The sequence below is a fragment of the Brachybacterium sp. AOP25-B2-12 genome, assembly GCF_052378625.1.
Lineage (GTDB): Bacteria > Actinomycetota > Actinomycetes > Actinomycetales > Dermabacteraceae > Brachybacterium.
Window position 1 is genome coordinate 36,611 of the sequence record NZ_JBQSXW010000015.1, and the last position, 26,952, is coordinate 63,562.

27 protein-coding genes are annotated in these 26,952 nt (G+C 72.4%); 14 read left to right on the forward strand and 13 right to left on the reverse strand.

The window, feature by feature from the left end:
• Positions 1-92: 92 nt before the first annotated feature.
• From ACT3TZ_RS11430 to ACT3TZ_RS11460, 7 genes are read right to left on the reverse strand one after another with little or no spacing between them, the layout of a single operon-like run.
• Entirely contained in the window at positions 93-638 is a 546-nt protein-coding gene (locus ACT3TZ_RS11430; RefSeq protein WP_444583547.1) for a hypothetical protein, read from the reverse strand.
• Entirely contained in the window at positions 635-1,393 is a 759-nt protein-coding gene (locus ACT3TZ_RS11435) for a glycosyltransferase (protein WP_444583548.1), read from the reverse strand. The genes ACT3TZ_RS11430 and ACT3TZ_RS11435 overlap by 4 nt, the downstream gene beginning before the upstream one ends.
• Positions 1,390-2,265 carry a prenyltransferase gene (locus ACT3TZ_RS11440; RefSeq protein ID WP_444583549.1) on the reverse strand — a complete coding sequence of 292 codons (876 nt, stop codon included), beginning with the start codon at positions 2,263-2,265 and terminating at the stop codon, positions 1,390-1,392. The genes ACT3TZ_RS11435 and ACT3TZ_RS11440 overlap by 4 nt, the downstream gene beginning before the upstream one ends.
• A complete protein-coding gene (locus tag ACT3TZ_RS11445; RefSeq protein WP_444583550.1) occupies positions 2,262-2,738 on the reverse strand; it encodes a lycopene cyclase domain-containing protein in 477 nt (158 codons plus the stop codon). Before ACT3TZ_RS11445 ends, ACT3TZ_RS11440 begins: the two co-directional genes overlap by 4 nt.
• Entirely contained in the window at positions 2,735-3,088 is a 354-nt protein-coding gene (locus ACT3TZ_RS11450; RefSeq protein ID WP_444583551.1) for a lycopene cyclase domain-containing protein, read from the reverse strand. Before ACT3TZ_RS11450 ends, ACT3TZ_RS11445 begins: the two co-directional genes overlap by 4 nt.
• Positions 3,085-4,683 carry a phytoene desaturase family protein gene (crtI, locus tag ACT3TZ_RS11455; protein ID WP_444583552.1) on the reverse strand — a complete coding sequence of 533 codons (1,599 nt, stop codon included), beginning with the start codon at positions 4,681-4,683 and terminating at the stop codon, positions 3,085-3,087. Before crtI ends, ACT3TZ_RS11450 begins: the two co-directional genes overlap by 4 nt.
• On the reverse strand, positions 4,680-5,585 hold the full coding sequence (locus ACT3TZ_RS11460; protein ID WP_444583553.1) for a phytoene/squalene synthase family protein: 906 nt from the start codon (positions 5,583-5,585) through the stop codon (positions 4,680-4,682). Before ACT3TZ_RS11460 ends, crtI begins: the two co-directional genes overlap by 4 nt.
• A gap of 169 nt (positions 5,586-5,754) precedes the next feature.
• Here ACT3TZ_RS11460 and ACT3TZ_RS11465 point away from each other — a divergent pair, with 169 nt between their 5' ends.
• Both ACT3TZ_RS11465 and ACT3TZ_RS11470 read left to right on the forward strand, forming a co-directional pair.
• A complete protein-coding gene (locus ACT3TZ_RS11465) occupies positions 5,755-7,245 on the forward strand; it encodes an SDR family oxidoreductase (protein WP_444583554.1) in 1,491 nt (496 codons plus the stop codon).
• 236 nt (positions 7,246-7,481) lie between these two features.
• Positions 7,482-8,015, forward strand: coding sequence for a hypothetical protein (locus tag ACT3TZ_RS11470; RefSeq protein ID WP_444583555.1), 534 nt, complete (start codon positions 7,482-7,484; stop codon positions 8,013-8,015).
• 551 nt (positions 8,016-8,566) lie between these two features.
• Here ACT3TZ_RS11470 and ACT3TZ_RS11475 read toward each other — a convergent pair.
• Together ACT3TZ_RS11475 and ACT3TZ_RS11480 are read right to left on the reverse strand one after the other, a co-directional pair.
• Entirely contained in the window at positions 8,567-9,883 is a 1,317-nt protein-coding gene (locus tag ACT3TZ_RS11475) for a glycosyltransferase (protein WP_444583556.1), read from the reverse strand.
• 223 nt (positions 9,884-10,106) lie between these two features.
• Positions 10,107-11,255, reverse strand: coding sequence for an NAD-dependent epimerase/dehydratase family protein (locus ACT3TZ_RS11480; protein WP_444583557.1), 1,149 nt, complete (start codon positions 11,253-11,255; stop codon positions 10,107-10,109).
• 162 nt (positions 11,256-11,417) lie between these two features.
• Between ACT3TZ_RS11480 and ACT3TZ_RS11485 the strand changes: the two genes are divergently transcribed.
• Complete coding sequence (locus tag ACT3TZ_RS11485) at positions 11,418-11,774, forward strand: hypothetical protein (RefSeq protein ID WP_444583558.1); 357 nt, start codon at positions 11,418-11,420, stop codon at positions 11,772-11,774.
• On the opposite strand, the gene ACT3TZ_RS11490 is transcribed toward ACT3TZ_RS11485, so the two are convergent.
• Together ACT3TZ_RS11490 and ACT3TZ_RS11495 are read right to left on the reverse strand one after the other, a co-directional pair.
• On the reverse strand, positions 11,753-12,613 hold the full coding sequence (locus ACT3TZ_RS11490; RefSeq protein ID WP_444583559.1) for a serine hydrolase domain-containing protein: 861 nt from the start codon (positions 12,611-12,613) through the stop codon (positions 11,753-11,755). The two genes, ACT3TZ_RS11485 and ACT3TZ_RS11490, sit on opposite strands and share 22 nt — an antisense overlap.
• 60 nt (positions 12,614-12,673) lie before the next feature.
• Positions 12,674-13,495, reverse strand: a complete 822-nt coding sequence (locus tag ACT3TZ_RS11495) for a serine hydrolase domain-containing protein (RefSeq protein ID WP_444583560.1) — start codon at positions 13,493-13,495, stop codon at positions 12,674-12,676.
• 293 nt (positions 13,496-13,788) lie between these two features.
• Between ACT3TZ_RS11495 and ACT3TZ_RS11500 the strand changes: the two genes are divergently transcribed.
• From ACT3TZ_RS11500 to ACT3TZ_RS11540, 9 genes are all read left to right on the forward strand, one after another.
• On the forward strand, positions 13,789-14,535 hold the full coding sequence (locus tag ACT3TZ_RS11500) for a L,D-transpeptidase family protein (protein WP_444583561.1): 747 nt from the start codon (positions 13,789-13,791) through the stop codon (positions 14,533-14,535).
• Between the two features lie 82 nt (positions 14,536-14,617).
• The gene (locus ACT3TZ_RS11505) at positions 14,618-15,391 is read left to right on the forward strand and encodes an FhaA domain-containing protein (RefSeq protein WP_444583562.1); all 774 of its coding nucleotides are present in this window, start codon (positions 14,618-14,620) and stop codon (positions 15,389-15,391) included.
• Positions 15,392-15,398: 7 nt separating this feature from the next.
• The gene (locus ACT3TZ_RS11510) at positions 15,399-15,902 is read left to right on the forward strand and encodes an FHA domain-containing protein FhaB/FipA (RefSeq protein ID WP_444583563.1); all 504 of its coding nucleotides are present in this window, start codon (positions 15,399-15,401) and stop codon (positions 15,900-15,902) included.
• The gene (locus ACT3TZ_RS11515; RefSeq protein WP_444583564.1) at positions 15,899-17,245 is read left to right on the forward strand and encodes a PP2C family protein-serine/threonine phosphatase; all 1,347 of its coding nucleotides are present in this window, start codon (positions 15,899-15,901) and stop codon (positions 17,243-17,245) included. Before ACT3TZ_RS11510 ends, ACT3TZ_RS11515 begins: the two co-directional genes overlap by 4 nt.
• Positions 17,245-18,615 (forward strand): FtsW/RodA/SpoVE family cell cycle protein, encoded by a 1,371-nt coding sequence (locus tag ACT3TZ_RS11520; protein WP_444583565.1) that lies wholly within the window; start codon positions 17,245-17,247, stop codon positions 18,613-18,615. The genes ACT3TZ_RS11515 and ACT3TZ_RS11520 overlap by 1 nt, the downstream gene beginning before the upstream one ends.
• The gene (locus tag ACT3TZ_RS11525; protein WP_444583566.1) at positions 18,616-20,061 is read left to right on the forward strand and encodes a peptidoglycan D,D-transpeptidase FtsI family protein; all 1,446 of its coding nucleotides are present in this window, start codon (positions 18,616-18,618) and stop codon (positions 20,059-20,061) included.
• Complete coding sequence (locus ACT3TZ_RS11530) at positions 20,058-21,446, forward strand: serine/threonine-protein kinase (protein ID WP_444583567.1); 1,389 nt, start codon at positions 20,058-20,060, stop codon at positions 21,444-21,446. The genes ACT3TZ_RS11525 and ACT3TZ_RS11530 overlap by 4 nt, the downstream gene beginning before the upstream one ends.
• 13 nt (positions 21,447-21,459) lie before the next feature.
• Positions 21,460-23,544, forward strand: coding sequence for a Stk1 family PASTA domain-containing Ser/Thr kinase (gene pknB / locus ACT3TZ_RS11535; protein ID WP_444583568.1), 2,085 nt, complete (start codon positions 21,460-21,462; stop codon positions 23,542-23,544).
• The gene (locus tag ACT3TZ_RS11540) at positions 23,537-24,202 is read left to right on the forward strand and encodes an aminodeoxychorismate/anthranilate synthase component II (protein ID WP_444583569.1); all 666 of its coding nucleotides are present in this window, start codon (positions 23,537-23,539) and stop codon (positions 24,200-24,202) included. Before pknB ends, ACT3TZ_RS11540 begins: the two co-directional genes overlap by 8 nt.
• 27 nt (positions 24,203-24,229) lie before the next feature.
• Here ACT3TZ_RS11540 and ACT3TZ_RS11545 read toward each other — a convergent pair whose 3' ends face one another.
• Together ACT3TZ_RS11545 and ACT3TZ_RS11550 are read right to left on the reverse strand one after the other, a co-directional pair.
• Positions 24,230-24,394: a hypothetical protein gene (locus ACT3TZ_RS11545; RefSeq protein ID WP_444583570.1), complete on the reverse strand. Its 165-nt coding sequence runs from the start codon at positions 24,392-24,394 to the stop codon at positions 24,230-24,232.
• A 3-nt stretch (positions 24,395-24,397) separates the two neighbouring features.
• Positions 24,398-25,156, reverse strand: coding sequence for a class E sortase (locus ACT3TZ_RS11550; protein WP_444583571.1), 759 nt, complete (start codon positions 25,154-25,156; stop codon positions 24,398-24,400).
• 98 nt (positions 25,157-25,254) lie between these two features.
• Here ACT3TZ_RS11550 and ACT3TZ_RS11555 point away from each other — a divergent pair, with 98 nt between their 5' ends.
• Together ACT3TZ_RS11555 and ACT3TZ_RS11560 are read left to right on the forward strand one after the other, a co-directional pair.
• The gene (locus tag ACT3TZ_RS11555; RefSeq protein WP_444583572.1) at positions 25,255-25,932 is read left to right on the forward strand and encodes a cell division protein CrgA; all 678 of its coding nucleotides are present in this window, start codon (positions 25,255-25,257) and stop codon (positions 25,930-25,932) included.
• A gap of 22 nt (positions 25,933-25,954) precedes the next feature.
• On the forward strand, positions 25,955-26,815 hold the full coding sequence (locus tag ACT3TZ_RS11560) for an SGNH/GDSL hydrolase family protein (protein ID WP_444583573.1): 861 nt from the start codon (positions 25,955-25,957) through the stop codon (positions 26,813-26,815).
• Positions 26,816-26,952: the final 137 nt, after the last annotated feature.

Here is a 26,952-nt window from a genome sequence, read left to right on the forward strand (position 1 = left end):
ACCTGGCCGTTAGCGCCCCAGCACCCTGGGCCACGGTCACCGGGTCGCTCGGTCGCCGGGTCGCCCAATCACCGGATCACCGGGTCACCGGGTCACCGATCCAGCCGATGCTCCCGGCTCCCCCGGAGCACGGCCCCGACCGCGGACCGCTCGATCCACCGCGTCCACACCCACGCGGCGATCACCGATCCCAGCGCCCCCGAAGCCACATCGCCCACCGTGTCCCACACGGCGACGTACACCCTCGGGTCCACGACGACGTGGCCCCACAGCTCCAGGCCCTCCCACACGAGGGACAGCACCATCCCGCACGCGACGATCAGCCGTCCCCGCAGACGTTCCCGACGCAGGACCCACCCGGCGAGCACGGCGACGGCGCCGGTCGTCAGGATGTGCACGGGCACATCCCACCAGCCGATCCGCTCGTAGAGCAGGAAGAACGAGCTGACGGCCGCCAGCAGGCTCGTCAGCGAGGCGTACACCTCCCACGGACGCGGCAGCCGGGTGCGCCAGGCGAGCACCTGGACCAAGGCCACGAGCATGCTCACGGCGGCCTCGACCCACTGTCCGCGCAGGACGAACACCACCGCGAGCATGAGCCCGGTCCACCGGATCACGAGCATCTCGACGGGGTTCATCGGCCCTCTCCTTCCGGGCACAGGCGTGCGTGCCAGCGCATCCACGGGGTCTCCCGGCGCCAGTTGCGGCGCAGGGTCGCGGTCGCGCGATGCCAGCGACGAGCGGCATCGGCACCCGGCCGGAGCGCACGCGGCGACATGCCCACCCGCACCGAGGGTGCCAGGCGCACCCGCTCGCCGGGGCGGACGCGGAACGACAGATCCATGTCGTCGTGCACGTCCGACCCTCGGGCGGCGTCCAGGCCCACCTCCTGCCACCAATCCCGTCGCATCGACATCGTCGTCCCGAACAACGGCACGTGGCCCAGCGCCGCCCCGGAGGCGAGCACGTAGCCGCCCAGGTACGCGGTCGAGACCACCGGCCCCAGTGGGAGCAGCGGTGTCGAGAGCGCGAACATCGCCGGGCCGGTCACGGCCACGGTCCCGGGGCGCGCGGTCTCGTGCGCACGGCGATGCGCCGCGAGCCAGGTGCGCGGGGGCCGCGAATCCGCATCGCAGCGCACGATGAGATCACCCTGGGCGAGGTCGTAGCCGGTCGCGGCGGCCGCGGCGATGCCCGGGCGTGGCTCGTCGACGACGGTGCAGCCCGCCGCTCTCGCCGCCTCGGCGCTGCCGTCCCGGCTGCCGTTGTCCACGACGATCACCTCGAGGGCACGTTCCGTCTGCCCGGCCAGCGCCGCCAGCAGCCCGCGCAGCTCCGCGGCATCGTCGAGCACGGGCACGACCACCGAGCAGGTGAGGGTGTCGCCGCTCATCCCAGGCGTGCCCAGAGGATCACCATCGTCACGAGGAAGCCCGCGACGTAGTTCAGCCACAGGAACCGGGTCCACCCGGCGTGGGCGCGCTCGGCCTCGGCATCGGACAGCGAGCGGAACGGCCAGATGCTCGCGGCGTACACGAGGGGCACGACGGCCAGGACCGTCGCGGGCCAGGGCACCGCGAGCATCGCCGCGGCCGCCACCACGTAGAGCCCGATCGCGGTGCGGACGGTGCGCCGCGCGCCGAGGACGGTGCCGATCGAGGCCAGGCCACCCTCGCGGTCGGCGACGATGTCCTGCACCGCGCCGAAGGCCTGGCTCGCCATCGACCAGGCGAAGAACGCGACGAGCGCGAGGACGGCGCCGAGCGGCACGGGCGTGCCCGACATCAGCAGTCCCACGGCGGCGGGCCCCACGAAGTGGGTGGCCGAGGTCGCCGAGTCCAGGAATGGCACCTCCTTGAACCGCAGGCCGCGGGCGCTGTAGGCGGCGACGGCGAACATCGTCACCGTGAGGGCGATCGCGGAGGCCCAGGTCCCCGCCGCGTACAGCCAGACGAGGAAGGGCACGCAGGTCACGGCGGCGGCCACGAGGATCGCCCGGTGGCGCGAGCGGTCGGCGAGCGCGCCCTCGGCGCCACCCTTGCGGGGGTTCAGCAGGTCCGAGGCGTAGTCGAAGACGTCGTTGATCCCGTACATCGCGAGGTTGTAGGGGACGAGGAAGAACAGCGCGCCCACCACGAAGGTCGCGTCGAGGGAGCCGCCGGACAGCAGGTAGGCGGCGCCGAAGGGGTAGGCGGTGTTGACCCACGAGAGAGGCCGGGCCACGAGCACGAGCTCGGCCAGCAGGGAGCGGCGGCGGGCAGTCACGAGCGCGGTCCATCGGTGTCGGGGTGTGGTGCGGTGGGGTCCGGGCCGAGGTCGGCCGGTGAGCCCGCCGTCCGTGATCCCCGGCCCTCCGACGTCCCGAGACGTTCCCGTCCGGCGAGCGCGCCGTGCGTCGGAGCCTCCGGCCCCTGCGCGGTCCGGCCACGCACTCGCCTGCCGCCGAGAGCCAGCCACAGCGCCGGCAGCAGCAGCGTCGCCGCGATCACGTAGGAGAAGTCCTCGATCGGGGCCAGGCCGATGTACAGCCCCAGCAGGTGCTCCTCGACGTACTGGAACAGGCCCGCGGCGATCATGATCGAGTCGAAGACGGCGGTCAGCACGCCGATCACGAGCGCGGTGATCCCCATCGCCCCGAGCGTGCGCCCGAGGTGGCGCCCGCGCGCGATGACCAGCATCCCGGCCGCGGCGAGACCCGCGATGCCCACCACGGCGCTGGCCAGGATCGCGTAGCTCATGCCGGGCCCCCGTCCCGTGCGCTGCAGCGGTCGGCCAGGGCGTCGAGCCCGCGGCGCACCCCGCAGAACACGAGCATCGTGAGGTGGCACAGGAACCACAGGAAGATCGGCTCCTCGACGGGCAGGTGCGGGGCGAGGTCGAGACCCGAGAGGTATGGTCCCTCGCCCCGCTGGAAGATCCCGGCGCCGATGCCCACGAGGTCGGCCGCGAGGAGGAACCCGACGCCCACGGCCTGGACCACGAGTACCCGGCCGGGTGCCGCGAACAGGTACAGGCGCCAGCGGCGGTCGATGAGCACCATCGACGCGGCGCTGACCAGCAGCGCGGCGAGGTAGGCGAAGGCGATCATCGGGCCCCGCCGGTGGGACCCGGCACGGGAAGCGGCGTGTCGCTCGTGTCCCCGCGGACCCGCTTGAGCACGTTCTCGGCGCTGATCAGGCACATCGGCACGCCGACGCCCGGCGCCGTGGTGGCCCCGGCGTACAGCAGCCCGCGGATGTGCCGGCTGCGGGTGGTGCCGCGCAGGAAGGCGGACTGACGCAGGGTGTGCGCGGGCCCCAGGGCGTTGCCGCGCCACGCGTGGTACTGCCGGGCGAAGTCCGCGGGGCCGATGGTGCGGCGCACCGTGATGCGCTGGGCGAGGTCGGGGATCCCGGCGCGGTCGGCGATCTGGGCGATCGCCCGGTCCACGGCCTGCTCGACCGCGGGGTCCCCGGCGCCGTCGACGCCGCCTGCGCCCACCGAGCGCCCGTCCGGGGCATCCGGCGACACGGGGATCAGCACGAACAGGTTCTCGTCCCCGGCGGGCGCCACCTGCGGATCGGTGGCCGAGGGCATGCACACGTAGCTGCTCGCGGGCTCCGGTGCCACGGGCTCGGACCCGAAGACCTGTGCGAAGTTCGCGTCCCAGTCCTCGGTGAAGAACAGGTTGTGGTGCGTGAGCTCGGGCAGCTCACCCTCGACGCCCAGGAGGGCCAGCACGGCGCCCGGCCCGGAGCTGACGTGGCGCCAGTGTCGCTCGGGATAGGTGCGCAGCCCCTCCTCGACGAGCACCGTCTCAGTGTGGTGGAGGTCGGCGCAGGAGACGACGATGTCGGCGTCCAGACGCAGCTCGGCACCGTCGGCGGTGCGGGCGACGACGCCGGTGGCGCGGGCGCGCCTCCCGGTGCGGCCGATCGGGGCGGTGCGGATCTGCGTGACCTCGACGCCGGTGCGGAGCTGCGCGCCCTGCGCGCGGGCCAGCTCGCCGAGCACCTCGACGAACCGCGCGTAGCCACCCTGGGGGTAGCGCACCCCGTCCTCGAGGTCCATCGCGCTCATGAGGTGGTACAGGCTCGGTGCGGTCCGGGGCGTCGCCGCGAGGAACACCGCCGGGTAGCCCAGGATCTGCCGCAGCCGGGTGTCGGTGACGGTGCGGGCCACCCGGTCGTGCAGGGACTCCAGGAGCAGCCTCGCCAGGCGCCCGGCGTGGGGCAGCACGCGGATCAGGGTCCGCAGCGGGACCCGGGAGAACGTCGTGTAGAGGAAGGATCCGATGGCCAGGTCGTACGCCTCGCGCGAGGAGTCGAGGTACTCGGCGATCGCGCGCCCCGCGCCCGGCTCGACGCTCTCGAACAGGTCGATCACGGCGGCGCGGCCCGTGCGGACGTCCAGCGGCCCCTCGTACCGCTCGCCGAACACGCGGTAGGCGGGGTCGAGGTCCACGAGCTCCAAGTGGTCCTCGAGGCGGGTGCCGAGCAGGGCGAAGAAGTGCTCGTAGCACTCCGGCATCAACCACCACGAGGGGCCCGTGTCGAAGCGGAACCCCTGTGCCTCCCAGGAGCCGACACGGCCGCCGATGGTGTCGTTGCGCTCCAGGACCGTGATGTCGTGCCCGTCGCGCGCCAGCAGCGCCGCGGTCGCCAGACCCGCGACGCCCGCGCCGATGACGACGGCGCGGCTCATCGGACGCTCCGGGACGGCAGGCGGCGCCCGGTCGCGCGCTCGGCGAGAACCCGGGCGACGATCACGGCCCGCCGGTGCCCGGGCACCCGCACGCGGGTGGTGCGCAGCACGTCGGCCGGCGTGGACCGCAGGCGTGCGGAGAGCTCGCCGAACTGGTCGTGGGCCAGGCGCACCGCGGCACGGCTCGACGCCGGCAGGGCCGCGAGGGCGCCGAGGGATGCGGCGAGGTCGGCGTCGATGTCGTCGAGCAGCTCGTGCTTGTCGGCCTCGGTGAGGTGGGTGGGGTCCACCCCTGGGAAGTAGGCGCGCCCGCGGCCGTCGTCGGCCCGCAGGTCCCGCAGGAAGTTGACCTTCTGGAAGGCCGCGCCCAGGCGACGGGCCCCCGCCACGAGGGCGTCGTCCGGCGCGACGGGCCGGACCGACCGATCGGTCGCGAAGACGTGCAGGCACATCAGGCCCACCACCTCCGCAGAGCCGTAGACGTACTCCTCGAAGGCCTCCGCGGAGTACGTGGAGGTGGTCAGGTCCGCGCGCATCGAGGCGAAGAAGGGGCGGGTCAGCTCGGTCGTGATGCCGGTGGCCCGCGCCGCGCTCGCGAAGGCGTGGATCACCAGGTCGGTGCTGAAACCCGAGGTCAGGGCGCTCTCGATCTCCGCCTCGTAGGCGTCGAGGGTCCGGCCGATCTCGGCCGGCGGAAGTCCGCAGCCGGCGGCTGCGCCGTCGACGATCTCATCGGCCACCCGCACCATCGCGTACACCGAGCGGGTCCGGCGACGGGCCGGTCCCTGCAGGAGGCGGGTCGCGAGGCCGAACGACGTCGAGTAGCGCGAGATCACCGCATCTGCGGCAAATGCGGCGGCCTCGGTGTACTCCCGGGCGGCACGGGTCTCGAGAGCGGTCATGGCGACCTTCTTCCCTGGGGCGACCTGCACCATTACAGCACGCAACCGGTGGCCGGCCGCCCTCAGACGGCGGGGCCGACCAGGTGGTCGCGCAGGCCGCGGGGCTAGCATCGAGGGCACCTCGGATGGCGTGTCCGGGAGATCGCATCGTCGACGAGGAGGAGCCCCCGTGCCCCAGATCCCCGAGAATCCCCGCGTGCTCGTCACCGGCGCCTCCGGCTACATCGGCGGGCGCCTGGTGCCCGAGCTGCTCGAGGCCGGGGCCCGCGTGCGCGTCACCGGTCGTCACGCCGACTCCCTGCGCGCCTGGGACTGGTCCGACCGGGTCGAGATCGCCGAGGCGGACCTCTCGGACCGCATGGCTGTGCGCCGCGCCGTCGAGGGCATGGACGTCGTCGTCTTCCTCGTGCACGCGATGGGCGGCGGGAAGGGCTACGCGGACCGCGAGGCCCGCATGGCGCGGATCGTGGCCGATGAGACCGCGCGGGCCGGGGTCAGGCGCATCGTGTACCTCTCTGGCATCCATCCGGAGACTGAGGAGCTCAGCGAGCACATGGCCTCGCGCGAACAGGTGGCGCGGATCCTCCGCGAGGGCCGCACCCCCGTCGTGGTGGTGCAGGCGGCGACCGTGATCGGGGCGGGGTCCGCGAGCTTCGAGATCATCCGCCACCTCGCCGAGCGGCTGCCTGTGATGCCCGCACCCCGTTGGGTCGACAACCGCATCGAGCCGGTCGCGATCGCTGACGTCCTGCATTACCTGACCGCCGCCGCGACCGCCCCGGACGACATCGCCGGCACGTACGACGTGGGCTGCGGGGAGGTGCTGCGGTTCCGCGACCTGCTCACCCGGTATGCGGAGGTGGCGGGCTTGCGTCGTCGCCGGGTCATCCCCCTGCCCGTGCCCGCGCCGTTGCTGTCCGGGCTGTGGATCGGCGTGGTCACCCCCGTGCCAGCACGCACCGCGATCCCGCTGGCCCAGTCGATGCAGCACGAGGCGGTCCCCCACGATCGTCCGCTCAGCGACGTCGTCCCCGCCCCCGAGGGCGGCGCGACGTCCTACGAGGACGCGGTGCGGGCGGCGATCGCCTCCCAGAAGGCGGGAGACCTCGCCTCCACCTGGGACGACGACGACACCATGGACACCGACCCCGCGGCGCCCCTGCCGCCGGACCCCGACTGGGCCGGCCACACCGTCTACACCGACGAGCGCGAGCGCACCGACCCCGCGGCGACCCCGGAGGCCGTGTGGACCGTCATCGAGGGGATCGGCGGCAGGAACGGCTGGTACTCGACCCCCACTCTGTGGTGGCTGCGCGGCGTCATGGACCGCGCGCTCGGGGGCTACGGCCTGGCCCGCGGCCGCCGTGACCCGCGCCGCCTGCGGGTGGGCGACGCCCTGGACTGGTGGCGCGTCGAGGCCATCGAGCCGGGCGAGCGCCTGACCCTGCGGGCGGAGATGCGCATGTCCGGGCGAGCCTGGCTGCAGCTCGGCGTCACCCCGGCAGAGGGCGGCGGCTCCACCTATCACCAGCGGGCCGTCTACTTCCCCGACGGTCTCATCGGACGGCTGTACTGGTGGGCGATCTTCCCGTTCCACGCCCTGGTCTTCCCGGCCATGGCCCGAAACATCCTGAAGGCGGCCCGCACGGCGAAGGGCTGAGCGCGGGGCGAGCACCGAGGGCGGGGAACCGCAGGCTGAGCACCGCGGGCCGAGCACTGCAGGCCGAGCACCGCGGGCGGAGCATTGCAGGCCGAGCACCGCGGGCGGGGCACCCTGGCCGAGCACGGCGGGCGGGGCACCCTGGCCGGTGCACGGACGCCCACGGATCACGCGGCACCCATCCTGCGTGTGGTCGATCCCGATCCCCATCGTGACCGACTACCCTGCACCCCACGATGGAGATCAACCCTTCCCTGGCCCGCCTGCGCATCCTGGAGAACCAGGACAGCGTGCAGATGCAGCGCGAGGCCGCCCCCGACGACGAGCTCGCCGGCTGCCCCGGGTGCCCGTACTTCTGGACCTGCCCGGTGCCGCACCGCGCCTCGAACGTCACCGCCCCCGAGGAGATCGAGCTCGCGGACGTCGCCGACCAGCTCCCCGCCCGCGCCGCCTACCGCCCCCGGGACGCCGAGGACATCGGCTGGACCGACCAGTGGATCGAGGACGACGACGATCCCGACCCGGACGAACACGGCGCGGACCTGGACGCGGGGGCGGATTCCGACACCGACACCGATACCGATACCGATACCGATACCGAATTCTCCGCCTCTGACCGGAAGACCCGCACCTTCGGCTCTGACCACACGTCGCGCGCCCCGGTTGACGACGAGGTCCCCGTCACCCCCACGGACCCTCGGCATTCCCGCTCGTCCCGCCGCACGTCACCTCGCCGCGGGTTCCGAGGCCTGTTCCACCGCTCCCGGTGACCCGGGCCCGGACACCACCCGCTCAGCACCGCCGCGCGACCGGAGCGGAGGTCGTCCTCGCCGGGATCGGACCCGGGTGCGCACGGACCGGCGTCATGTGCGGGCACGGCTGCACCGGTGCAGGGGTCGTCGCATGGAGCGCCGGTCAGTGCACACCCCTGCCCGGAACAGCCTCGGATTCCGTCGCTCCCCGAGCCGTTCACCGCACGCGGCACCCCGCGTCGGACAGGCGCGGCACTGGGCGGATGTACACACACCGGCGCTCTGTGCCAAAGGGACTGCACCGGTGCAGGGGTCGTCACTCAGAGCGCCGTTCCGTGGACACCCCGAGGCCGGCAGTGGTCTGATCCCCTTCGGCTCCTCCCGGCCGGCCCGAGTGCACCTGTCCATCGCGCCCCGCAGCCCCCAGCCACGTGGCCACTGCCCCAGGAGGCAATGACTCCTGGGGCGTGAAGCCACGACCTCCGCGTCGCACACCAAGAACCATTGGCCAATGGTCATTGGCCACGAGCCACGACCTCACTCGCTCACGACCCCCGGAGCCCCACACCTCATCTGTCCCTCCGCACCCGATGCACGGCGATGGCCTGCCCGTAGCAGTCCAGCAGGTCGTCCCCGGCGGCGTCCCACGAGAACCTCAGCGCCTCGACGCGCGCCGCGCGCCCCACGTCAGCACCGGGAGCTGCATTCCCGCCGTCCCGGTCGACTCCCCCGTCGCCATCCCCGTCGCCATCCCCGCCCCCGAGTCCGCCCCCGGGTCCGGACCCGGGCTCGGGCTCGGGCTCGGGCTCGGGCTCGGGCTCGGGCTCGGGCTCCGGCCGAAGATCATCCCCAACCCCCGCCGCGTCGCCGACCTCATCTCCCACGACCCCACGGACAGCCCGCTCCATCGACGCCACGTCCCCGGATTCGTAGAGACGCCCCGTGACGCCGTCCTCGACCTGCTCGACGGTCGGCCCGGAGCGGGCGGCGACCACCGGCAGGCCCGACGCCATGGCCTCGAGGATCACGAGCCCCAGGGTCTCGGTGACCGAGGGGAAGATGAAGGCGTCGGCGCTGGCGAAGGCCGCCGCGAGCTCGTCGCCGCGCAGGAAGCCCGTGAACACCGTGCCCGTCCCCGCGAAGACCTGTTCGAGCCGGGTCCGGTCGGGGCCATCGCCGACGATCGCGAGCCTCACGTCCGCGCGACGATCCAGCAGCGGCCGCAGGGTGTCGATCGACTTCTCTGCGGCGAGCCGGCCGACGTAGAGCAGCACGGCAGGCTCCCGGCCACCCGTCCCCATCCCATCGACGGCACCTCCCAGCAGCCGCTCCCGCATCGCCGCCGACCGGAACCGCGGGTTCCGCGCCTCGGTGTCGACCCCGCGTCGCAGCACGCGCAGCCGGGGGATCCCATGCGCGGCGAGCTCGTCGCGCATGGCCGCGCTCGTGACCAGGTTGAGGTCGGCGAGACCATGGTTGCGGCGGATCCACCACCACAGCAGCGGCCGCGCCCACCGCGTCCCTCGGTACAGGTCGAGGTAGCGCGGCACATGGGTGTGGTAGCTGGCCACGAGCGGGACACCCCGGCGGTGCGCCGCGCGCGCGGCGGAGCTCGCGAGGAGGATCGGCTGTGCGGCGTGGACGATGTCGGGCCGGAACTCCCGCAGTGCCCGGTCGACCGCGCGGTGCGGGAGGGAGAACGGACGATCCCGGTAGAAGGGCAGGGTCACCGCAGGGATCCCGATCACCCGCGCCCCTGAGTGCTCGCGCACTCCCAGATCCGGGGCGAGGACGAGCACCTCGTGTCCGCGCGCCGTGAGGTGCTCGACCGCGTGGGTGAGCCGGGTGACGACCCCGTCGACGCTCGGCAGGAACGTCTCGGTCACGATGGCGATCCTCATGCGCCGCCGCCGCCCGGCGCCGACGCCTCGGTCACGATCCGCATCCCCACGCTGCGCCGTCGAATCCCGGCGGCGACGCCTCGGTCACGATCCCCATCCTCACGCGACGCCGCCGAATACCAGGCAACGACGTCTGCGCCACGAACCCCGCGTCCTCACGCCCCATCACCGACATCGTGCCGCTGCTCCCCGACTCCGACGGGAGGGGTCACCGCCAGGTGACCGTCGGCATCACGAGCTCGCGGCGCACCCGGTCGGTGTTGGCGCGGGCGACGGCCAGGATCTGCGCGAGCACCTCGTCGGTCAGCAGGTGCGGTTCGAGGCCGAGGTCCAGCAGGTGCGTGTTGACCGCGTTGTAGTAGTGGTCGTACTTCTCGACGCGGGGGTTGTCGATGTGCTCGATCACGGCATCGAGGCCTTCGGCGCGAGCCACCCGCTGGACCTTCTCGGCCAGCTCCTCGACGGAGAAGGACTCGGTGAACTGGTTGAACACGCGGAACTCGCCGCGCTCGGAGGGGTTCTCGCAGGCGATCTCGAGGCAGCGCACGGTGTCGGCGATGTTGAGGTAGCCGCGGGTCTGCGAGCCGCCGCCGTAGACGGTGAGGTCGTGGCCGATCGCCGCCTGGATGAGGAAGCGGTTCAGCGCGGTGCCGAACACCGCGTCGTAGTCGAAGCGGTTGACCAGGCGCGGGTCCCGGTCGGTCTGCTCGGTGCCCAGGCCGTAGACGACGCCCTGGTTGAGGTCGGTCGCGCGGATCCCCCAGATGCGGCACGCGAACATGATGTTGTCGCTGTCGTGCACCTTGGTGAGGTGGTAGAAGGAGCCGGGCTGCTTGGGGAAGGGCAGGCGGTCGGTGCGTCCCTTGTGCTCGATCTCGATCCACCCCTCCTCGATGTCGATGTTGGGCTGGCCGTACTCCCCCATCGTCCCGAGCTTGACCAGGTGGCAGTCGGGCGCGTGGTCCTTGATGGCCCACAGCACGTTCAGGGTGCCCTCGACGTTGTTGCGGTGGTTCTCGATCGCGTGCTCACGGTCGATCATCGAGTACGGGGCGCTGCGGTGCTCGGCGAAATGCACGAGAGCATCGGGCCGCACGTCCTCGAACACCGAGGTCACGGCGTCGTAATCGGTGAGGTCGGCGATGCGGACGGCGATGTCGTGCCCGCTGACCTCCTTCCAGGCGGCGACGCGCTCGTCCAGCGGGAGGATCGGCGTCATCGAGTTGGAACCAAGCTCCTCGTCGATCCGGCGGCGCACAAGGTTGTCGACGATGGTCACCTCGTGCCCCCGGTCGGAGAGATGCAAGGCGGTGGGCCAGCCGCAGAATCCGTCTCCGCCGGCGACGACGATCTTCATGGTCGGGGTTCCTCCTGGTGGGGGCGGACGACGATGCCTCGGGCATCCTCAGCGGGGTCGCTCCCACGGTACGCGGCGCCCTGCCCCCCACGCGCGCTCGCAGATGAACGCGAGATGCCCGGGGTCGCGCCTACGATCACCGCACGACCCGAAGGAGCGCCCATGACTCCGCTGTTCCGCCGCGGACGACGTCCCGCCGACCCGACGCCGACACCTTCCGCCGACGATGACGCACCGGCCTCGCGGTCCCTCGGGTCGGACCGTTCCGGTCCCGACCCGCACCGGCTCGTCATGGTCGGGGACGTCCCCGAGGGCGCACGCATCAGCGAGGACGGGAAGAGCTGGAGCGCGGAGGTCGACCACGTCGAGTGGGATCCCGCCGAGGACGACGCCGACGGCCCCGGACGATGGAGGACGCCCGCGTTCCCGGACGGCACGATCGAGACCGTGGAGATCGGCTTCGCGGACTGGACGACCCGCACCTATCGCGCCGGCACTCAGGTGCACTGCCGGGATTGACGATGCGAGGTGTGCCCGTACGCGGCCACCACCGCATCGGACACCACCGGCAGCACCTCCCGGTGCTCGTCGCAGAAGGTCAGGTCCGTCCCCACCACCAGGCCCAGCCGCGCGGCCGGGTCCACCCAGAACATCGTCCCCAGCATCCCGAAGTGACCGAAGGTGCTCGGGGCGTTGGTGCGGCCCGTCCAGTGCGGCGTCTTGTCCCCGCGCACCTCGAATCCCAGGCCGAAGGGGTTGGGGTCCTGCTTGCCGAAGCCGGGCATGATCCCAACGAGTGCGGGGAACTGCGGCGTCGTGAACGTCGTGAACGTCTCCGCGCCGACGAGGGTGGGTCGCATCAGCTCCCCCACGAAGAGCGCGAGGTCCGCGAGCGGCGCGAAGCCGCCCACGGACGGGGAGCCGTCCCAGCGCAGGGCGGTCACCCCCAGGGGCTCGGCCACCTCCTGCCGGATCCACTCCCCGAAGTCGATCCCGGTGTTCCGCTCGACCGCCCGCGCAGCCTCGTCGATCCCGAAGTTGGAGTAGTGCCGGCGCCTGCCGGGCGCCATCAGCACCCCGTCGGACTCGTAGAAGTACCCGGAGACGTGGGCCAGCAGGTGCCGCAGGGTCGACCCCTCGGGGCCGGCCGGCTGGTCAAGATCCACGAGCCCTCGATCCACGGCGATCGCGATGCCGTATCCGGTGAGGGACTTGGTGACGCTGCGCAGGGGACGCTCTCGGTGCAGGTCCCCGCGGTTCTCGCGCACACCCTCGGGCCCGAGCACGATCCCCGCGGTCTCGCAGGAGAACACCTCGAGGGCCGCGAGCGCCCCGGCCCCGCCGGCTCCGGCACTCATCGCGCCTGAACTCCGCCGCGCCCGGCACTCATCGCGTCTGGACCCCGCCGCGCCCGGCACTCATCGCGCGTCAGCCCGCCGCAGGATCTCCGCGGTCAGCGGCGGCCACCCCTGGACGTGCACGGGACCGAAGGGCTCGTCGCCCAGGAACGCCGCGGCGATGCCCCGGGTGGGGTCCACCCACCAGAAGGATCCCGACTGCCCGAAGTGCCCGAAGGTCTCCGGGGCGCTGTTCGGTGCGGTCCAGTGGGGGTCCTTGTGGTCGCGCAGCTCGACGCCGAGGCCCCAGTCGTTGTGCGCCTGGCGTCCGTAGCCCGGCAGGATCCCGGCGAGGCCTGGGAACTGGACGCTCCGGGCCTCGCGCGCGAGCTCCCCGGGCACCAGGGTGGGCGCGAGGTGCTCGCGCGCGAGGACGAGGAGGTCCGAGACCGTGCCCCGGTAGCCGGAGGCCGGGGACCCCTGCACGTCGAGGCTCCGCAGTCCCAGCGGGGTCACGACGGTCTCCTCGAGCCAGTCCGGCAGATCGTAGCCGGTGGCCTCGGCGACGTGCTCGCCGAGCACCTCGAAGCCGGTGTTGGAGTAGATGCGACGCTCCCCGGGGCCGGCCAGGAGCTTCTCGCGCGGGGTGTCGAAGCCGTACCCGGCGGTGTGGGCGAGGAGGTGCCGCACGGTGGCGCCCTCGGGACCGGCCGGTTCGTCGAGGTCGAGCAGTCCGCGTCGCACGGCCACGAGCGCGCCCAGGGCCGTCACGGGCTTGGAGACGCTCATGAGGGCCCGTTCGACGTCCTCGCCCTGCAGGAGGAGGTCGCCCGCGACATCGGTGACGCCGATCGCGCAGCCGAAGTCGAAGGCATCGAGGGGGGTCAGCCGGGAGTCGTCCACGGCGCCAGGATGGCACACAGGCTCCTCCGGGCGGCTCGCCCCGTCGCGCCGCCGCCGCTGCATGGGGACTCCGCTCGGTCTCTGCGCACGATCTGCTCACCCCGTGACCGAGATACCCGTCGAACCACTCTTTGCGGTCGTACCCGCGCAAGCCGTCCGGGAATGTCCCGGAAACATCCCGGATGCCGGTTGTGCGACTTTGCCATTCCTTTACACGATGGGGGAGTCGGTATGACCGGCGTCGGATGCCCGGTGACCCATCGGGGACGACATGGAACGGGGGGAGCACGACGATGTTCAGCACACCGCGCGCGTACAGCGCGGACGACGCCCGGACGACCGGTGGGGGCCGGCGCCCGGTCGGACGTCGGGACCTGCTGCTCGGCTCGGGCACGATCGCCGCGACCGTCGCCCTCGGGGCGACCCCCGCGCTCGCCGCGGGCAATCTCAAGGTCGGATCCAAGGGCCAGGAGGTCACCGACCTCCAGAACCGCCTCAACGAGCTCAGCTACCCCTGCGGGGCACCCGACGGCTCCTTCGGCAACGACACCAAGCAGGCCGTCCTCGCACTCCAGAAAGCGGCAGGGCTGGACCGGCTCGGCTTCGTCGGCCCCAAGACACGCCAGGCCCTCGACGCGGGCCACCGCGCCCAGCGCCGGATCCAGGAGGGCAACGGGATCGAGGTGGACCTCGCCCGCCAGCTGCTCATCGTCACCTCGCTGGGCAAGCTCGGGTACGTGATCAACACGTCCACCGGCAGCGGCAAGCGCTACAGGACCTCGGGCGGCTCCTGGGCCACGGCCACCACCCCCCGGGGCGACTTCTCGGTCTTCCGCACCCACAGCGCGGGATGGCAGACCGCACCGCTGGGGCGGCTCTACCGCCCGGCGTACTTCTTCAAGGGGTGGGCCTTCCACGGCTCGAACTCGGTCCCGGCCTACCCGGCCTCGCACGGCTGCGCGCGCGTGACCGTGAACATGATGAACCTGCTGTGGGCCTCCGGGTTCGCCGCCCACGGCACGCGGGTGCTGGTCTACTGACCATCTGATCCTCACCGGACCTGCACATGCCCCGCAGGGCCTCCGCTCCGACCGGCGCTCCGCGCACGGTAGGCTCGGGCAGGTGTCCGTCGTCCTCGACGGGCACCTGCCCGATGCACGACGTCACGACAGCGGAGGACCACACGTGGGGATCCTGGAGCGCATCGAACGCGGCCTCGACCGCGGGGTCACGAGCGTGTTCTCGCCCGGACGCGGCCAGATCAAGCCGCTCGACCTGGCGCAGGGTCTGCGTCGCGAATGCGACGACCAGATCCAGGTGCTCGACCGCACCCGCACGCTCGCACCCAACGTCTACACCGTCTTCCTCAACAGCGTCGACTTCGAGCGCTTCTCCTCGTGGCAGGACACCCTCGTCGACGAGCTCGAGCGCGTGCTCGTCGAGCATGCCGAGAAGCAGGCCTACATGTTCGTCGGCGCCGTAGCCGTCGAGCTGCAGTCCGACGACGAGGTGCGCCAGGGGCGCTTCGAGACCGAGTCCCGCACCGAGCGCGGCACCGTCGCCCCCGCCACCGGCGTCCAGGAGGGCGCGGCCGGGGACCCGATCCTCGAGATCGACGGCCAGCAGTACCTGCTGACCGGCCGGATCACCGTGATCGGCCGCGGCGGCGACTCCGACATCATCCTCGACGACACCGGGGTCTCCCGCCATCACCTCGAGCTGCGCGCCGAGGACGGCGGCGTCGTCGCCACCGACCTGGGGTCGACCAACGGCACGTTCGTCGACGGCGACCGGATCCGCACCCCCGTGGCCCTGCACGACCGCTCGCTGCTCACGGTCGGCCGCACCCGGATGACCGTGATCCTGCCCGCGGCGCCCGGCGCGGCGGACTGGTGAGGCGCCCGTGAGCGAACTGACCATCGTCGTCCTGCGGATCGGCTTCGTCATCGCCCTGTGGGTGTTCGTCGTCGTGGTCCTCCTGGTCCTGCGCAGCGACCTGTTCGGCACCACCGTGGTCACCCGCGGCACGAAGCCCGACCCCCGCCGCGAGCAGCGCCCGTCGATCGACCCCGCGGCCGCCGCGGCGCTGCGCACCGATCCGGCCGTGACCGCCACCAACCTCGTCGTCACCGCCGGCCCCCTGCGCGGGACCACCCTGAGCCTCGGCGCGACGCCCGTCCTGATCGGCCGCGCCCCCGAGTGCACGCTGGTCCTGGACGACGACTACGCCTCCAACCGGCACGCCCGGATCTTCGAGCGCGACGGCGACTGGTTCGTCGAGGACCTCGGATCCACCAACGGCACCCTGCTGTCGGGCCGCCGCATCGAGGGCACCGTCCCCTTCAAGTCCGGGGCACGGATCAAGATCGGCCGCACCGAGATCGAGTTGAGGCGAGGTCCCCGATGACCTTCGCGCTGCGTTTCGCGGCCCGTTCCGACGTGGGCCTCGTCCGCTCCAACAACCAGGACTCCGGGTACGCGGGCTCGCATCTCGTCGCCGTCGCCGACGGGATGGGCGGGCACGCCGGCGGGGACGTCGCGTCCTCCATCGCGATCGGCCGCCTGGCCCAGCTGGACTCCGAGACCCCCGCCACCGAGATCGTCGCGGCCCTCGAGGAGGCGATCCTCGACGCCAACCAGGCGATCCTGCGTCGCGCGCGCGAGGAGCCCCAGCTCGCGGGCCTGGGCACCACGGTCACGGCCCTGCTGCGCGCCGAGGGCAAGTTCGCCCTGGCCCACATCGGCGACTCCCGCGCCTACCTCCTGCGGGACGGCGAGGCCACCCAGATCACCAAGGACCACTCCTTCGTCCAACGCCTGCTGGACGAAGGGCGCCTCACGCCCGAGGAGGCCGAGCGCCATCCCCAGCGCAGCGTGCTGATGCGGGTGCTGGGGGACGTCGACTCCGAGCCGGAGCTGGACCTCTCGCTGCGCCCCGCCCGCGTGGACGACCGCTGGATGCTCTGCTCCGACGGGCTCTCGGGCCTCGTCTCGCTCGAGACGATCGAGCGCACCCTGGTGAAGATCGAGGACCCGGGCGAGTGCGCCGACGCGCTCATCGAGCTCGCCCTCAAGGGCGGCGGCCCGGACAACATCACCTGCGTGATCGCCGACGTCGTGGACCTCGACGACCTCCCCAAGGGCGTCGACGCCCCCTCGACCAGCCCCGAGATCGTCGGCTCCGCCGCCCGCTCGCGCAACCGCCCCACGAGCGCCTCGGGCCCCGCTGCCAAGGCGGCCGCCCTGACCCGCCCCGAGCGGGACGTCCCGTTCGAGGACGAGGACTTCAGCGAGGACGAGCTGCCGCGCCGCAGCCGCTGGCCCGCCCTGGTCGTGGCCGCCCTCATCGCCGCGGTCATCGCGGGCGGCCTCTGGGCCGGCTACGCCTGGACCCAGACCCAGTACTACGTCGCCGCCCGGGACGGCCGCGTCGTCGTCTATCAGGGCGTCTCGCAGGATCTGGGCCCGATCGGGCTGTCCCACGAGGTCGAGCAGACGGACGTCCTGGTCTCCGACCTGTCCTCGGTCACGCGCGGACAGGTCGACGAGACCCTCCCCGCGAGCGACCGCGCCGGGGCCGACCAGATCGTCGACCGGCTCGAGGCCGAGGCCCAGCAGAACCAGCAGGCCCGGCAGGCCCAGGAGGAGCAGCGTCAGGCGGAGGCCGCCGCCGCGGCGGCGCAGTCGCAGCAGCCGACCCCGCCGGCGGCGACCCCGACGACCCAGACCCCCACGGACGGACCCACGTAGTGGCGACCGTCGTCTCGTACACGGCGCGCACCCGACGGAGCACCCAGGCGCTCCTGTTCCTGAGCGCCCTCGTGATCGGGCTGTCGGCGGTCGCGCTCGCCTCCCTGGGACGTGACGAGCAGCTCCCCGCCCACCTCACCACCATCGCGATCGTGACGACCGTCCTGGCGGTCGCCCTGCAGTCCGTCGTCATGTGGCGCGCGCCGTACGCGGACCCCGTGATCCTGCCGATCGTGCTGCTGCTGAACCTCATCGGGATCGCCGTGATCTCGAGCATCGACGGCGCCAAGGCCGCCTCGGGCACCGCCACCCACTACGCGGACCGTCAGCTCATGTGGACGGCGCTCGGGGTGGTGCTGGCCTGCGTCGTGCTCGTGGGCCTGCGCGACCACCGCCTGCTGCGCCGCTACACCTGGATCTCCGCCGTGCTCGGTGCCCTCCTGCTGCTGCTCCCCCTGGTCCCCGGCATCGGACGCTCGATCAACGGGTCACAGATCTGGATCCGCATCGCGGGCTTCAGCTTCCAGCCCGCCGAGCTCGCGAAGATCTGCTTCGCCGTGTTCTTCGCCGGCTACCTCGTGAGCCGACGCGACTCCCTCGCCCTCGCGGGCCCCAAGGTCCTCGGGATCCACCTGCCGCGCTGGTCGGACTTCGGGCCGATCCTCGTGGCCTGGGGGTTCTCCGTCGCGGTGCTCGTGTTCCAGGCGGACCTCGGGACCTCGCTGCTGTTCTTCGGCTTGTTCGTGGTGATGCTGTACGTCGCGACGGACCGCCTGAGCTGGCTCATCATCGGGGCGGCGATGTTCGTGCCCCCGGCGGTCTTCGCCGTCACGCAGGTGGCCCGCGTGCGCACGCGCCTGACCTGCTGGCTGGACCCGCTCGCCGCCGCCAACTACGACCGCTGCTACCAGGTGGACCAGGGCCTGTTCGGCCTGGCCAACGGCGGGATCGTCGGCACCGGGCTCGGGCAGGGGCGCCCCGCGATCGTCCCCTTCGCCCATTCGGACTTCATCTACACCTCGCTCGGCGAGGAGCTCGGGATGGTCGGCGCCTTCGCGGTGCTGCTGCTGTACCTGCTCCTGGTCCAGCGCGCCCTGCGGGCCGCCGTCGGCATCTCCGACGGCTTCGGCACCCTGCTGGCCGGCGGCCTCGGGTTCGTCATCGCCCTGCAGGTCTTCGTCGTCGTCGGCGGCGTGACCCGGGTGATCCCGCTGACAGGGCTCACGCTGCCCTTCCTCGCGGCGGGCGGCAGCTCCCTCATCTCGAACTGGATCATCGTGGGCCTGCTGGTGAGGCTGTCCGATGCCGCACGGCGACCCGCGGCCCGCCGCGCGGGCACCCCGGCCGGCGTCCCTGCGGAGGTGAGCTGAGTGAACAAACCCCTGCGCCACGTCTCCCTGGTGGTGGCGGTGCTGTTCGTGCTGCTGTTCGGATCCACGACCTACATCCAGGTCCTGCAGGCGACGTCCCTCAACGCCGACCCGCGCAACGCCCGCACGATCTACAACGAGTTCGGCAAGGACCGGGGCCCGATCGTCGTGGCGGGCGACGCGATCGCCTCCTCGACCCCCTCGGACGACTCCTACGGCTACCAGCGCGCCTACGATCCCGGCGCGATGTACGCGCCGATCACGGGCTACTACTCGGTGGTCTACGGCTTCTCGGGCATCGAGAAGTCGCTCAACGACACGCTCTCCGGGGACGCGGACGCGCTGTTCTACCAGCGGATCGCCGATGCCGTCTCGGGACGCCCGTCCCAGGGCGCGACCGTCGAGCTGACCATCGACCCCGCGGCGCAGAAGGCCGCGTGGGACGGGCTGCAGGGCAAGCGCGGCGCCGCCGTCGCGATCGATCCGACCACCGGGCAGATCCTCGCGATGGTCTCCGCGCCCTCCTACGACCCCAACCAGCTGGCCGGGCATTCGAGCAAGGACGTCACCGCGGCCTGGAACTCTCTCAACGACGACCCGGCCAAGCCGCTGACCAACCGGGCGATCGGCGGGAACCTCTACCCGCCGGGCTCCACCTTCAAGCTGGTCGTCGCCGCCGCCGCGCTGAACTCCGGGAAGTACACGAAGGACTCGGTGATCCCGGGACCGGGCATGTACACCCTGCCCAACTCGTCCTCGGTCATGAACAACCACTCCGGCGGCGGCCAGGAGCCGTGCGGCCCCGACGACCAGTCGAGCATGCAGTCGGCGCTCGAGCAGTCCTGCAACACGTCCTTCGCGCTGCTGGGCACCGAGGTCGGCGAGGAGGACCTCACGAAGACCGCGGAGGACTTCGGCTTCGGCAGGAAGCTCTCGATCCCGATGGGCGTCACGCCCTCGACCATCGGCAGCGACCTCGACGGGGCGCAGATCGCGACGTCCTCCATCGGCCAGTACGAGGACCGCGTGACCCCGCTGCAGATGGCGATGGTGGCCTCCGCGATCGACAACGACGGCGTGCTGCTGCAGCCGCAGCTCGTGAAGTCCGTGCGCACGAGCGACCTGCAGGAGGTCACCCCGTACTCCTCCAAGAAGCTCTCCCAGCCGCTCTCGGCCGCGAACTCCTCGCAGATGCGGGACATGATGGTCGCCACCGTCCAGGACGGCACCGGCACCGCGGCGGCCATCGACGGCGTCGAGGTGGGCGGCAAGACCGGCACCGCCCAGTGGGGCGACGGCCGCGAGCCCCACGCCTGGTTCGTGGGCTACGCGAACGCCGGCGACAAGAAGGTCGTCGTGGCCGTCGTCGTCGAGGAGGGCGGCTATGGCGCCGAGGCCGCGGCACCCATCGCCCGCGACGTGATGGAGGCGGTGGTCACGGGATGAGGACCGAATCCGGACTGGTCCTCGAAGGCCGCTACCGACTCGACGAGCTCATCGCGACGGGCGGCATGGGCCAGGTGTGGAAGGGCACCGACCAGGATCTCGACCGTGAGGTCGCGGTCAAGGTGCTGCGCGAGGAGTACGCGGGCGACGAGGGCTTCCTCAAGCGCTTCCGGGCCGAGGCGCGCCACACCGCGGCGCTCTCGCACGACACGATCGCCGGGCTCTACGACTACGGCGAGCTCGACGGCCGGGCCTACATCGTCATGGAGCTCGTCGAGGGACGGCCGCTGTCGGAGATCATCGAGGAGAACATCGCCGGTCTCCCGGAGCGCCGGGTCATCTTGGTGCTCATCGATCTGGCCCGCGCGCTGGACGCCGCGCACTCCAAGGGCGTGGTCCACCGCGACGTCAAGCCCGAGAACATCCTCGTCGACGAGGACGACGACTGGCGGATGAAGATCACCGACTTCGGGATCGCCCGCAGCACCGACCAGGCGCGGCTGACCAAGACCGGCCTCGTGATGGGCACCGCCCAGTACCTCTCCCCCGAGCAGGCGATGGGCAAGCAGGCCACCTCGCTCTCGGACATCTACGCGCTGGGGATCGTGGCCTTCGAGATGCTCACGGGGCATCGGCCGTTCACGGGCGCCAGCCAGGTCGAGATCGCGATGGCACAGGTCAAGCAGCCGGCCCCCGAGCTGCCCGCGACGGTCAACCCCGACCTGCGGACGCTCGTGGCGATGGCGCTCGCGAAGGCCCCGGCCAACCGCCCCCGGTCGGCGGCGGCGGTCGCCAGGATCCTCGAGGCGATCCAGCGCGGCGAGACCCCGCACTTCACCACCGGCGCGATCCCGTCGCTGCCGCGCGGCGGCGAGAGCTCCTCGCCCCCGGATCAGGCGTCGCGGGACCAGACCCCGGGGCAGGCGGGCCCCGCGGGGACGCGCACGGCCGCCATGCCGCTGCCGCGCACCTCGGGCCGTCGCGGGATCCGGCACCGCTCCAGCGCGTCGGCGGCCTCGGCCAGCTCGGCGCTGTCGGCCTCGAGCGCCTCCTCGGCCCCCGAGGCTGCGGACTCGCACACCGCGCGCCATGGGCGTGACGCGGGCACCGGCGCCTGGCGCCCCGCGCCCGCGCATCCCGAGGCCGCCGCGCACCATGCGCCCGCCGTGCACGCCCGTCCGGCGGCCGCGCACGCCGCCCACGCCCCGCGCGAGGAGCGTGCTCCGGCGCGCAGCCGTCGCGCGCTGTGGGTGCTGCTGCTGGTGGTGGTCGTGGTCGCGCTGGTGGTGGTCGCCGTGGTGGTCGGCGGCGGTCAGCTGAACGCCCTGGGGGACTTGCCCCCTACGATGTCCGGACGGGCCGCTGTCGGCCCCGGCACGACGTGAGGACGGTTGGAACGTGAGCGATGCACCGGAGATCCTGGGCGGGCGGTACGAGCTCGGCCGCCTCCTGGGACACGGCGGGATGGCCGAGGTCTACCTCGGTACCGACACGCGCCTGCACAGGACGGTCGCGGTGAAGGTGCTGCGTCACGACCTCGCGCGCGACGACTCCTTCCAGGAGCGGTTCCGCCGCGAGGCCCAGAGCGCCGGCGGTCTGAACCATCCGTCGATCGTCGCCGTCTACGACACGGGCGAGGAGCACCGCACCGACCCCCACGGTCGTGAGATCACCATCCCGTACATCGTCATGGAGTACGTCGAGGGTCGCACCCTGCGGGAGTTCATCCGCGAGGGCCACCCGATGGACACCCGGCAGGCCGCGGAGATCATGGTGGGCGTCCTGTCGGCGCTCGAGTACTCCCATCACATGGGGATCGTGCACCGGGACATCAAGCCCGGCAACGTCATGATCACCGACACCGGCCAGGTCAAGGTCATGGACTTCGGGATCGCCCGCGTCGTCGCGGACGCCACGAGCGCCATGACCCAGACCCAGGCCGTCATGGGCACCGCGCAGTACCTCTCCCCCGAGCAGGCCCGCGGCCAGCTCGTCGACGCCCGCAGCGACATCTACTCCGCGGCGTGCGTGCTCTACGAGCTGATCACCGGTTGCCCCCCGTTCACGGGCGAGTCCCCGGTCTCGATCGCCTACCAGCACGTGCGGGAGACTCCGGTCCCCCCGTCGACCTACAACCCGCAGCTCTCCGCGGGCTGGGACGCCGTCGTGCTCAAGGGACTGGCCAAGGACCGCGAGGAGCGCTACTCCAGCGCCGTCGCGTTCTCCCGTGACATCGCGGCCGTCGTGGCCGGCCGTCAGCCGCTGCTGGCCACCGGTGCCGCCGGGACCGCGGCGACGGAGGCGATCTCCGCCGGTGGCGAGGACCAGGCCACCACCGTGCTCGGCGCGGTCGACGACCAGGCCACCACCGTGCTGCCCGCCACCGGACGCCGTGCCGCTCCCGTCGCGGGGTCCCCCGCGATCTCGAGCCCGGCCGCCGCCCCGGCGGAGACCGGGACCCACACCGCCGTCGAGGAGCCCAAGCGCAAGCGCAAGGTGTGGCCCATCGTGCTGATCGTCATCGCGGCGCTCGCGATCATCGGCGGCGCGCTCGCGTACTTCCTGAGCGACACCTCGGGCGAGACGGCCGTCCCGAACGTCGCGGGGCAGACCGCGGCGCAGGCGTCCCAGCAGATCAAGGACGCCGGCTTCACGCCGAAGATCGTCGAGACCCCGGACGACACGGTCGCCCAGGGCAACGCCATCTCGACCGATCCCACGGCGGGCACCTCGGCCCAGAAGGGGACGACGGTCACGATCAACATCTCGGCCGGCCCCGACGCCGTCTCCGTGCCCAACCTCGAGGGCATGACCACCGATCAGGCCTCCCAGGCGTTGAAATCGGCCGGGCTGGAGATGAGCGTCGCCGGGAGCGAGAGCTCCGGCACGGTCGACAAGGACCGCGTCACGCGATCCGAGCCCACCACGGGTTCGGCCGCCAAGAAGGGCGACACGATCAAGGTCTGGCTCTCCGACGGCACCGTCGAGGTGCCCGACGTCTCCAACCAGCCCAAGGACGCCGCGCAGGCAACGCTCGAGAAGGCCGGCTTCAAGGTGTCGTTCACCGAGGAGGAGTCCGACCAGACGCCCGGGACGGTCATCAGCACCGATCCCCCGGGCGGGGACAAGATCGAGAAGGGCTCCACGGTCATCGTGACCGTGGCCAAGGCCGCGCAGGTCACGATCCCGAACTTCCAGGGGTCCAACGCCGATGCCGCCTCGACGCAGCTCTCGGCCCTCGGCCTCACTGTCGAACGGGCGCAGGACTTCAGCGACACCGTGCCCGCGGGCTCGGTGATCGACACCGATCCGGGCGCCAATGAGAAGGTCGCCCCGGGGTCGAAGGTCACGGTCATCGTGTCCCAGGGGCCGGCTCCCACCGAGGAGCCGAGCACCACGGACGCCCCGACGACCACCCCGGCCCCCACGACCGGTGCGCCGACCACCACGCCCGGCGACGGCAACGGCAACGGCAATGGCTGAGACGCGCGTCGACGACGGCGCCCGGATCCTGGTCGTCGACAACTACGACAGCTTCGTCTACACGATCGTCGGGTACCTGCGGCAGATGGGCGCCCGGTGCACCGTGGTGCGCAACGACGAGGTGCCCCTCGACGCCGACGGCGCCGTGGACCTCGCGGGGTTCGACGGCGTACTCGTCTCCCCCGGCCCCGGCAACCCCACCACCGCCGGGCGCTCCCTCGACGTGATCGGGGCCTGCGCCGCGACGTCCACGCCGATGCTCGGGGTGTGCCTGGGGCATCAGGCGCTCGGGCAGTTCTACGGCGGCACCGTCACGCATGCCCCGCAGCTGATGCACGGCCGCACGAGCATCGTCCACCACCGTGGGCAGGGCGTCTTCGCCGGTGTGGCCTCCCCGTTCGTCGCGACCCGCTACCACTCGCTCACGGTGGTCCCCGAGACCGTGCCGGAGATCCTCGAGGTCACGGCCTGGACCGACGACGGCGTGGTCATGGGGCTCTCCCATCGGGAGCTGCCGCTGCACGGCGTGCAGTTCCACCCGGAGTCGGTGCTCACCGAGCACGGGCACCGGATCCTCGCGAACTTCCTCGCTCTGTGCGACGGCCGGGATGCCGCCGCGCGCTCGGAGTGCCTTGCGCCGCTGCTCGCCTCGAGCTGACGACGGGGCGCGGTGCCCCGCGGCCGGTCAGGACCCCTCGGTGACGGTCCCGTCGTTGAAGGGCATGTACGGCGCGATCTCGGGGAACACCCACACGAACAGCACCGCGACGACGGCGGCCGCCAGCACGAGCACGATGAACACCCGCAGCCAGATCGGCCCCGGCAGGTGGCGGAAGAACCATCCGTACACGCCTCAGCCCTCCGTCGTCCCGGCCAGCGCCTCGGGGATCCCCTCGGACCGCAGGGTCCAGTAGGCGAAGCGGGCGTGCACGATGTAGCGCTCCCGGGCGGAGTACAGGGGGTGGCAGGCGGTCATCGTCATCGTGCGCTCCGTGGGCTGGGCGGTGGGATCCGCGGGATTCGGCGCGATCACCGACACCTCATGGGGCAGCACGATCTCGTGGCTCGTGACCGTGTACACGTAGTACGCGTCCCGGGTCTCGACGACGATCGGGTCCCCCTCCTGCAGGCGGTCGATGTCGTGGAAGGGCTTGCCGTAGGTGGTGCGGTGACCGGCCACGGAGAAGTTGCCGACCTCCCCGGGCATCGCCGTGCCCGGGTAGTGGCCGGCGCCGAGCACGTTGAGGACGTCCTGGAGGCCGACCCCCTCGGCGACCGGGACCACGGGCCGGTCGAAGGCGGGGACGCGGATGGTGGCGAACACCTGCGCGTTGCCCACGACGGGGGCTGTGGGCGGAGGGCCCTCCTGGTGCGGGGCGATGCGCTGGGCGCCGTCGGTGCCGTGGGGCTCGACGCCCCACTCGTCCTCGAGGGACCGGACGACGGCGTCCTGCTCGCGATCGGCCACCACGTCGGTCCACCACAGCTGCCAGACGATGAACAGCACGAGCACGAGGCCCGCGGTGATGAGCAGCTCGCCGAGGGCACCGACCGTGCCACCGATGATGCCCGGCCCCTTCCGGGGACCACGATGCGTGGATCCGCGCGCCATGTGACCTCCGCTTCGCCAGAACCGACAGCGGCTATACGCTAGACCATGCCCCTGTCGGACCGGCACGGGGCCAGTGGACGGAAACGGAGCACCCCCGCATGGCGCGCAGAACGCGGAAGCCCTCATCGGCCTCGAGGAAGCCCTCGGGCACCCGGGCCGCTGCGAGCACGGAGCCGGCCGAGAAGGCCGACGCCACCACGGAGCTCGACGCCCGGGACGAGGACCCGACGACGGACGCGGATATCGACGACGCCACGGACGACGCGACCTCGGAGGCGGACGACTTCGACGGCTTCGACGACGAGATCGGCTCCTCGCGCCGCACCCGTGCCAAGGACCCGGTCAAGCGCGGCAAGCGCCGCCCTGAGTCCACCTCCGGCGGCAAGACCTCGAAGGCCACGGCCCTGGCCGACCCCGAGGAGGACGAGGACGACGACGAGATCGACTCCCCCCGCCGCCGACGCAACCGCAGGGCCGCGACCCGCGCCAGCGTCCCCGCCGCCGCGAAGGACTCGACCGCGACGTCCAAGGCCCGGGCCCGCAGCTCCGCCGAGGCCGAGCGCGCCCGCAACCCCCGACGCCGCGTGGCCGCACAGGCCCCGAACCCCGAGTGGCTGGCACCGACGGCGGTCACGCTGCTGATCGTGGGCCTGGTCTACCTCGTGACGTTCTACCTCTCCTCCGGGCAGCTGCCCCTGCCGATCCAGAACTGGAACCTCCTCGTGGGCTTCGGCATCATGATCGCCGGCGGCGGACTGCTCATGCGCTGGAAGTGACGTCGTGACCGGGAGCGCCCCTGTGGCCCCCGGACCCGGCGCGCGCGGCGCGCCCGATCCGGGGGGCCACTCCTCACGTCGCCACCCCTGGACGCGCTACGTCGCGCTCGGGGACTCCTTCACCGAGGGGATCGGCGACCCGGATCCGACGGTGCCCGGCGGGTACCGGGGCTGGGCGGATCGTGTCGCCGAGGAGCTGGGTCGCGGCGTCGAGGGCTTCTCGTACGCCAACCTCGCGATTCGCGGCCGCCTGTACCGCGAGATCATCGACGAGCAGCTCGAGCCGGCGATCGCCCTCCATCCGGACCTCGTGACGCTGTCCGCCGGCGGCAACGACGTGCTGCGCCTCGGGGACCCCGACCAGATCGCCTCGGACCTCGACGACGCCGTGGGCGACCTCGCCGCGACCGGCGCGACGGTGGTCCTGTTCACGGCGGCCGATGTCGGCTCGACGCCGGTGCTGAACCTGATCCGCGGCCGCGAGGCCATCTACAACGAGAACATGCGGACCGTCGCCTCGCGCCACGGCGCGATCATCGTGGACCTCTGGGCGCTGCGCACGCTGACCCACGCGTCGATGTGGGCCGAGGACCGCCTCCACTTCAGCGCGGCCGGCCACCAGAGCGTCGCGATCGACGTCCTGGACACCCTCGGCATCGAGCACGAGCTGCACGCGGCCCATCCCGACGCCCCGCCGCAGCGCACCTGGCGGCCAGCCCGCCAGGAGGACCTGCAGTGGGCGCGGACGCACCTGGGCCCGTGGGTCATGCGCCGGGTCCGCGGACGCTCCTCGGGGGACGACCTCGCACCCAAGCGCCCGGAGGCCTCGCCCGTGTTCGGCCGACCGATGCCCACGGGCTCGGCACCGCTCGAGCACGACTGACCGGGGCCGGCCCCGTCGGGAGGCCCGGGTGGCGGGCTGGTCGGCGATCTGCGGCCGTGTCCGTGCGGGGTGTGCGATCGGGGTTCGCGGAGGGCGCGTGGCGCGGACGCCATCGGGGTTCGCGGGTTCGCGGGGCG

Excerpts from the sequence above, each read along its gene's own strand:
- ACT3TZ_RS11430 (WP_444583547.1), bottom strand. The coding sequence starts at position 638 with ATGAACCCCGTCGAGATGCTCGTGATCCGGTGGACCGGGCTCATGCTC.
- ACT3TZ_RS11435 (WP_444583548.1), bottom strand. The coding sequence starts at position 1,393 with ATGAGCGGCGACACCCTCACCTGCTCGGTGGTCGTGCCCGTGCTCGAC.
- ACT3TZ_RS11445 (WP_444583550.1), bottom strand. The coding sequence starts at position 2,738 with ATGAGCTACGCGATCCTGGCCAGCGCCGTGGTGGGCATCGCGGGTCTC.
- ACT3TZ_RS11450 (WP_444583551.1), bottom strand. The coding sequence starts at position 3,088 with ATGATCGCCTTCGCCTACCTCGCCGCGCTGCTGGTCAGCGCCGCGTCG.
- crtI (WP_444583552.1), bottom strand. The coding sequence starts at position 4,683 with ATGAGCCGCGCCGTCGTCATCGGCGCGGGCGTCGCGGGTCTGGCGACC.
- ACT3TZ_RS11460 (WP_444583553.1), bottom strand. The coding sequence starts at position 5,585 with ATGACCGCTCTCGAGACCCGTGCCGCCCGGGAGTACACCGAGGCCGCC.
- ACT3TZ_RS11470 (WP_444583555.1), top strand. The coding sequence starts at position 7,482 with ATGGAGATCAACCCTTCCCTGGCCCGCCTGCGCATCCTGGAGAACCAG.
- ACT3TZ_RS11480 (WP_444583557.1), bottom strand. The coding sequence starts at position 11,255 with ATGAAGATCGTCGTCGCCGGCGGAGACGGATTCTGCGGCTGGCCCACC.
- ACT3TZ_RS11485 (WP_444583558.1), top strand. The coding sequence starts at position 11,418 with ATGACTCCGCTGTTCCGCCGCGGACGACGTCCCGCCGACCCGACGCCG.
- ACT3TZ_RS11490 (WP_444583559.1), bottom strand. The coding sequence starts at position 12,613 with ATGAGTGCCGGAGCCGGCGGGGCCGGGGCGCTCGCGGCCCTCGAGGTG.
- ACT3TZ_RS11500 (WP_444583561.1), top strand. The coding sequence starts at position 13,789 with ATGTTCAGCACACCGCGCGCGTACAGCGCGGACGACGCCCGGACGACC.
- ACT3TZ_RS11515 (WP_444583564.1), top strand. The coding sequence starts at position 15,899 with ATGACCTTCGCGCTGCGTTTCGCGGCCCGTTCCGACGTGGGCCTCGTC.
- ACT3TZ_RS11530 (WP_444583567.1), top strand. The coding sequence starts at position 20,058 with ATGAGGACCGAATCCGGACTGGTCCTCGAAGGCCGCTACCGACTCGAC.
- ACT3TZ_RS11540 (WP_444583569.1), top strand. The coding sequence starts at position 23,537 with ATGGCTGAGACGCGCGTCGACGACGGCGCCCGGATCCTGGTCGTCGAC.
- ACT3TZ_RS11550 (WP_444583571.1), bottom strand. The coding sequence starts at position 25,156 with ATGGCGCGCGGATCCACGCATCGTGGTCCCCGGAAGGGGCCGGGCATC.
- ACT3TZ_RS11555 (WP_444583572.1), top strand. The coding sequence starts at position 25,255 with ATGGCGCGCAGAACGCGGAAGCCCTCATCGGCCTCGAGGAAGCCCTCG.